This is a genomic window from Streptomyces lancefieldiae (assembly GCF_031845825.1).
Taxonomy (GTDB): Bacteria; Actinomycetota; Actinomycetes; order Streptomycetales; family Streptomycetaceae; genus Streptomyces; species Streptomyces lancefieldiae.
Genome location: NZ_JAVRFH010000069.1, coordinates 21,972 through 27,971 on the forward strand (window position 1 = coordinate 21,972; position 6,000 = coordinate 27,971).

General features: G+C 74.0%; 4 protein-coding genes and 2 pseudogenes. 4 read left to right on the forward strand and 2 right to left on the reverse strand.

Translation table 11 applies throughout. The features are described 5' to 3' along the window. The first annotated feature begins 562 nt into the window (after positions 1 to 562). Genes rsgA through RM812_RS36620 form a run of 3 tightly spaced genes read left to right on the forward strand, consistent with a single transcriptional unit; the run spans position 563 to position 3,727 of the window. Positions 563 to 1,690 carry a ribosome small subunit-dependent GTPase A gene (gene rsgA, locus RM812_RS36610; protein ID WP_311583543.1) on the forward strand — a complete coding sequence of 376 codons (1,128 nt, stop codon included), beginning with the start codon at positions 563 to 565 and terminating at the stop codon, positions 1,688 to 1,690. A 16-nt stretch (positions 1,691 to 1,706) separates the two neighbouring features. Further along, entirely contained in the window at positions 1,707 to 3,188 is a 1,482-nt protein-coding gene (locus RM812_RS36615) for a DNA-3-methyladenine glycosylase 2 family protein (RefSeq protein ID WP_311583547.1), read from the forward strand. Further along, positions 3,185 to 3,727 carry a methylated-DNA--[protein]-cysteine S-methyltransferase gene (locus tag RM812_RS36620; protein ID WP_311583551.1) on the forward strand — a complete coding sequence of 181 codons (543 nt, stop codon included), beginning with the start codon at positions 3,185 to 3,187 and terminating at the stop codon, positions 3,725 to 3,727. The genes RM812_RS36615 and RM812_RS36620 overlap by 4 nt, the downstream gene beginning before the upstream one ends. A gap of 3 nt (positions 3,728 to 3,730) precedes the next feature. Here the strand turns inward: RM812_RS36620 and RM812_RS36625 are convergent. Together RM812_RS36625 and RM812_RS36630 are read right to left on the reverse strand one after the other, a co-directional pair. Continuing rightward, positions 3,731 to 4,215 (reverse strand): annotated as a pseudogene (locus RM812_RS36625) (DUF456 domain-containing protein). A gap of 60 nt (positions 4,216 to 4,275) precedes the next feature. Further along, the gene (locus RM812_RS36630; RefSeq protein ID WP_311583555.1) at positions 4,276 to 5,259 is read right to left on the reverse strand and encodes a helix-turn-helix domain-containing protein; all 984 of its coding nucleotides are present in this window, start codon (positions 5,257 to 5,259) and stop codon (positions 4,276 to 4,278) included. A 289-nt stretch (positions 5,260 to 5,548) separates the two neighbouring features. On the opposite strand from RM812_RS36630, the pseudogene RM812_RS36635 reads away from it, so the two are divergent. Beyond that, positions 5,549 to 6,000: pseudogene (locus tag RM812_RS36635) on the forward strand (protein phosphatase 2C domain-containing protein); the annotation flags it as partial.

The window sequence follows — 6,000 nt, forward strand, 5'->3', positions numbered from 1 at the left end:
CTGGACGGGCCGAGATCACCGAAGATCAGCGTGGTCGCCTCGGGGAAGTCCGCAGCCGTTGGCGTGGTCTCGCCGAGGAATTGTCCGCCCACTCGTGGCGGGAGACGGTCGAGGATCGTCCTGCGGCCCGTCAAGCGCTCCTCGTTGCCGCAGATCGCGGCTCCTCCACGGCAGGGATCTCCACCGGGCCGCCGCGCTCACTTCCCCTGGCGAGCGGGGTCCCCTGCCCCGCCGCGTCTGCGCGTCCACCGTAGGCCGTGCGACCTCGCCACGTTGAGGTGCTGTGCTGAAAATCGCTGGCGCATCGTATGGCCGGGTGGCTAGGGTTGTGCTCGTTCTTGCGGCTGCTCCATGCCGCAGTTGTTCGCTGCGTGTGATCTGGGAGGTGTTGACCGATGGCTGTCGTTGCGATGGGCGTTGCCCGCATCCGGAAGTTCATTCAGTCCACCTCTGTGGCCGTCGGCTGACCTCACCTGTCTCTTTCCGCGTCCGAGTACGCGGTGCCGGGGCCACCCTCGTGAAGGGTCACCCCTTGTCTTCCTCTTCTCTTTCGAGTTCGGCTTTGTCGCACCCGCTCGCCCTGTATGGCTGGGATGCGGGCTGGGAAGCCGAGTTCGCTCCCTTTGCCGAGCAGGGTCTCCTGCCCGGTCGTGTCGTGCGGGTCGACCGCGGCCTGTGCGACGTCATCACCGCGACTGGCACTGTCCGTGCCGACACCGAGTTCGTCGTCCCGCGTGACCCGATGAAGGTCGTGTGCACGGGGGACTGGGTCGCCGTCGATCCCGAAGGCAGCGATCCGCTGTTCGTGAGGGCGCTGCTGCCGCGCCGCACCGCCTTCGTACGGTCGACGTCGTCCAAGCGTTCCGAAGGCCAGGTACTGGCCACTAATATCGATCACATCATCATCTGTGTGTCGCTCGCGGTCGAACTCGACCTCGGGCGGATCGAGCGGTTCCTCGCGCTTGCGATGTCCAGTTCGAGCGGTGACGCGCTGCTGCACAAGTCGGCGGACTCCTGGGAGTCCGGGGCGCAGCCGGTGGTCGTGCTCACCAAGGCCGACCTCGTCACCGACCCGGTGACGCTGGCGTACCTCGTCCAGGACGTCGAGACCGCCGCGCCCGGCGTACCGGTGCTGACCGTCAGCGCGGAGCAGGGGGAGGGGCTCGACGTCCTCGCCGCCGTGGTCTCGGGCGGTACGGCGGTCCTGCTAGGCCAGTCCGGCGCCGGCAAGTCCACCCTCGCCAACGCGCTGCTCGGCGAGGACGTGATGAGCGTCCAGGCCATCCGGGACGTCGACGGCAAGGGCCGGCACACCACCACGACCCGCAACCTCCTCGCCCTGCCCGGCGGGGGAGTGCTGATCGACACCCCCGGACTGCGGGGCGTCGGTCTGTGGGACGCCGGCGTCGGGGTCGGGCAGGTGTTCGCCGAGATCGAGGAGCTGGCCGGGGGCTGCCGGTTCCACGACTGCGTCCACGAGAGCGAGCCGGGCTGCGCGGTCCTGGCCGCCATCGACAGCGGCGAGCTGCCCCAGCGGCGGCTGGAGAGCTACCGCAAGCTGATGCGGGAGAACCAGCGCATCGTCGCCAAGACGGACGCCCGGGTGCGCGCCGAGATCCGCAAGGAGTGGAAGCGCCGGGGTGCCATCGGCAAGGCGGCGATGGAGGCCAAGCGGGGCGGCCTGCGGTAGCCGCCACTCCAACGTGATGTCCGATTTCCGCCAGCCCGGTCCGCCGGCCTGGCGGAGACTGGACAGCGTGACGGAGAACGTGAGGGAGACCGCGGAGCGCGGGAGTGTCCTGGACAGCAGGTACGAGGCCGTACGCAGCCGGGACGCCCGGTTCGACGGCGCGTTCTTCTTCGCCGTCGAGACGACCGGCATCTACTGCCGGCCCAGCTGCCCGGCGATGACGCCGAAACGGCACAACGTGCGGTTCTTCCCGACGGCCGCCGCCGCGCAGGGCTCGGGTTTCCGGGCCTGCCGGCGGTGCCGGCCGGACGCCGTACCGGGCTCGGCGGACTGGAACGTCCGCGCCGACGCCGTGGGCCGCGCCATGCGGCTGATCGGCGACGGGGTCGTCGACCGCGAGGGCGTCGCCGGACTGGCCGGCCGGCTCGGCTACAGCGCCCGGCAGGTGCAGCGGCAGCTCACCGCCGAGCTCGGCGCCGGCCCCGTGGCCCTGGCCCGCGCCCAGCGGGCGCACACCGCGCGCGTCCTGCTGCAGACCACCGAACTGCCGGTCACCGAGATCGCGTTCGCGTCGGGGTTCGCCAGCGTGCGGCAGTTCAACGACACCATCCGGGCCGTGTACGCGGCCACCCCGAGCGCGCTGCGCGCCGCCGCCCCGGCACGCGACCGGGCCGCGCGGCGGGCGGCCACCCCCTCCGCCGGAATCCCGCTGCGACTCGCCCACCGGGGCCCCTACCAGGCCGGCCCCGTCTTCGACCTGCTCGAACGGGAGGCCGTCGCGGGCGTGGAGGAGGTGAGCGGTCCACCCGGCCGCCGCGTCTACCGGCGCACCCTGCGCCTCCCGTACGGCACCGGGATCGTCGCCGTCGACGAACGGCCCGGCACCCCGCGCTCCGGCACCGGCGGCTGGCTCGCCGCCCGCCTCCACCTCACCGACCTCCGCGACCTGACCACCTCCGTACAGCGGCTGCGGCGCCTGTTCGACCTCGACGCCGACCCGTACGCCGTGGACGAACGGCTCGGCACCGACCCCCGGCTCGCCCCGCTGGTCGCCGCCCGCCCCGGGCTGCGCTCACCCGGCGCCGCCGACCCCGAGGAACTCGCGGTGCGGGCCCTGGTGGGGCCCACGGAGGCCGAGCGGCTGGTCCAGCGCTACGGCAAGACGCTCGACGCCCCCTGCGGCACCCTCACCCACCTCTTCCCCGAACCGGCCGTCCTCGCCGGGGCCGAGCCGGACGGCACCGCGGGCGCGCTCGCCGCCGCCCTCGCCGACGGCGCCGTACGCCTGGACCCGGGCGCCGACCGGGACGACGCCGAGCGCGCGCTGCTCGCCGTGCCCGGCCTGGACGCCCGTACGGCCGCCGTCGTCCGCACCCGCGCCCTCGGCGACCCGGACGTCGCCCCGCCCGACCCGGCCGTGCCCGACACCTGGCGCCCCTGGCGCTCGTACGCCCTGAACCACCTGCGCGCAGCAGGAGAGTGGGAGCAAGACCGATGACCACCACGACGACCGCGACCACGACGACCGCGACCACCGCCGCTTCCGTGACGTACTGGAGCCGGATCGACAGCCCCGTCGGACGGCTGCTCCTCACCGCCGGCCGGGACGGAGCGCTCACCTCCCTGTCGGTGCCGGGACAGAAGGGCGGCCGCAGCGTCCAGGACGGCTGGCGGCACGACCCCGGGCCCTTCCGGGAGGCCGAGGAGCAGCTCGGCGCCTACTTCGCCGGGGAGCTGAAGGAGTTCCGGCTGCCGCTGCGCGCCGAGGGCACCGCCTTCCGGGAGCGGGTGTGGGCCGCCCTGGACGCCGTGCCCTACGGGGCGACCGTGACGTACGGCGAGATCGCCGCGCGCATCGGGGCCACCCGGCCCGCGGTACGCGCCGTCGGCGGCGCGATCGGCGCCAACCCGCTGCTGATCCTGCGGCCCTGCCACCGGGTGATCGGCGCCGACGGCTCCCTGACGGGATACGCGGGCGGTCTGGAACGCAAGACGCGGCTGCTCACCCTGGAGGGTGCCTGGTCAGACAGGCCCTAGATGTCAGGCAGGCCCCAGCACCGCTCCCAGCCACGCCCCGGTGATGAGCAGGCAGGCGAACAGCTCCGTCAGCAGGCTGGAGCCGCCCGAGCGCATCACCGTCCGCAGGGCCGCCATCGCCTCGCCGTGCCGGCCGAGCCGTAGCCGTTCGGCGAGGTAGATGCCGCCCATGAAGCCGGGGATCGCGCCGAGCACGGGGATCAGGACGAAGCCGAGCAGGGGCCCGCGCCCGCGTACGCCGTGATCCGGTGGGTGGCGTCGTCCGCGCGCAGCCGCCGGGGTGGCAGAGCCCAGCGCACCGCCAGGGACAGGAGCAGCACGAGGGTGGCGCCGACGAAGACCGCCCAGGCGACCGGTCGCGGATCCTTCAGTGCCCACCACAGGACCCCGGCCCACACCAGCCACGATCCCGGCATGCCGGGCAGCAGGAGGCCGCACAGCCTGAGCAGGATGACCAGGCCGGACAGCAGGAGGCCCGACGCTCCCATCTGTCCAGGGTGCCGGAGTCGGGTGCGGTCCGCAGACGTCCGGCGCGGGCGGGGACCCGTTCAGCTCTTCCGGGCCACCCAGTCCCGTTCGTACGCGTGCCAGCCCAGCTGGAGCCGGGTCGTCACCCCGGCCAGCTCCATCAGGTGCTTCACCCGGCGCTGCACGGTCCTCAGGCCCAGGTCGAGCTGCTTGGCGACGCTCGCGTCGGTCAGGCCGGCCAGCAGCAGGGAGAGGATTTCCAGATCGGTGCCGTCGGGCCCGTCCGGGCCGTGCTCGGTCACTCCCGAGGCGCCGAGCCGCAGCGGGAGGGCGTCGCGCCACACCGACTCGAACAGGCCCGACAGCAGTTCCAGCAGGCCGCTCGCGTGCACCACCAGCGCGGCCGGCTCCGAGGAGTGAGCGGTCAGCGGAACCAGGGCGAGCGCCCGGTCGGCGACCACCAGCTTGGTCGGCACCTGGTCCACCACCCGTACCTGCTCGTCGCGGCCCAGCGCGGCGGTCAGCTCCGTGATGCCGGTCGGCAGGTCCAGCACCGCGCGCTCGACCACCACCCGGTAACGGACCCCGCGTCCGGCGGCCTGCTCCTCCGCGTCGTTCTCCATGCCGGTGACCGCCATCGGGTTGCCGGTGACCAGCGCGCACACCTCCTCGGTCGCCCCGAGTTGGAGCTGGAGGAAGCGCCGGGCGACCGCCGCCGCGCCGATCACCACCTCCACCAGGTCGTGCACGGCGGGCTCGGACGCCGTCGCCCGGTACTCCTCGGCCAGCAGCGCCGCCGCGAGCTCCGCCTTCTCCAGCTCGTGCCGCTGCTGGGTGAGCAGCGCGCCCAGCGCCACGCCCGGCGGCGCGGCGACCCAGCGGCCGGGCCGGGCCGGTGACTGGGCCGCCAGCCCGTTCTGTTCCAGCCGGCGCAGCGCCCGCTCGGTGTCCTGCTCACCGAGCGCCAGCCGCCGGGCCAGATCCGGCACGTCGGCCGCTCCCACGGACACCAGCGCCCGGTACGCCGACTCGTGCGTGTCCTCCAGCCCCAGCACTCCCAGCATCAGGCGCCGTCCCTCCCCAGAACCAAGCTCATCGCCGTCTGAGCGGAGCGTCCGTGGCGGAAAAAGGCCACGGCGCAAACCCGCCTCGGGACATCATCGCCGTACCGCCGGTCACCGTGCCAAGGTGGCCCCGCCGGGCGGTTCTCCCGTGGGGGGTGGGACCGCTCGGCCGCCCCACCTCGCAACACCGTTCGACGCGTCCCCCGACACGCCGACCGGCGCGTGCCGGTGCGTCGGATTTTCCGGATGCCCCGTTTTCATCCGGCTCCCTCGGTGGACAATCGGGAGCATGAGTCAGCAGGGGGGAAGGCCCACCGGTCCCGAGGACGACTGGTGGGGGCAGCTGTACGACGACTCCACCGGCGACACCGGGCCGACGGCCGCGCCGGATTCCCTGGACGACCGGTTCGCCTCGGCGGCGGGGACGGTGGCCCACCGGCCGGACCAGGACACTCCTGTGAACGGGACGGAACCGCCTCCGAGGGCGGCGGACCGGGGCCCGTCCGCGGCGACCGGCCCCTGCGCCGAGCGGAAGCCCCCTCCGGCCGAAGGCGGGCCCCCCTGGTGGACGGCGGCCGAGCCGCCCCCCGGCGTTCCCGGCCCTCGTCCCCCGGGCCCACCACACACCGGCGCCCCGCCCCGCCCCGGCGAAGCGCTCCTCCCGGCCGACCGGCCGGCTCCCGACCCGCCCCCGCTTCCGCTCCCGCCACAGGCCACCCCGGACCTCCCCCCACTCCCACC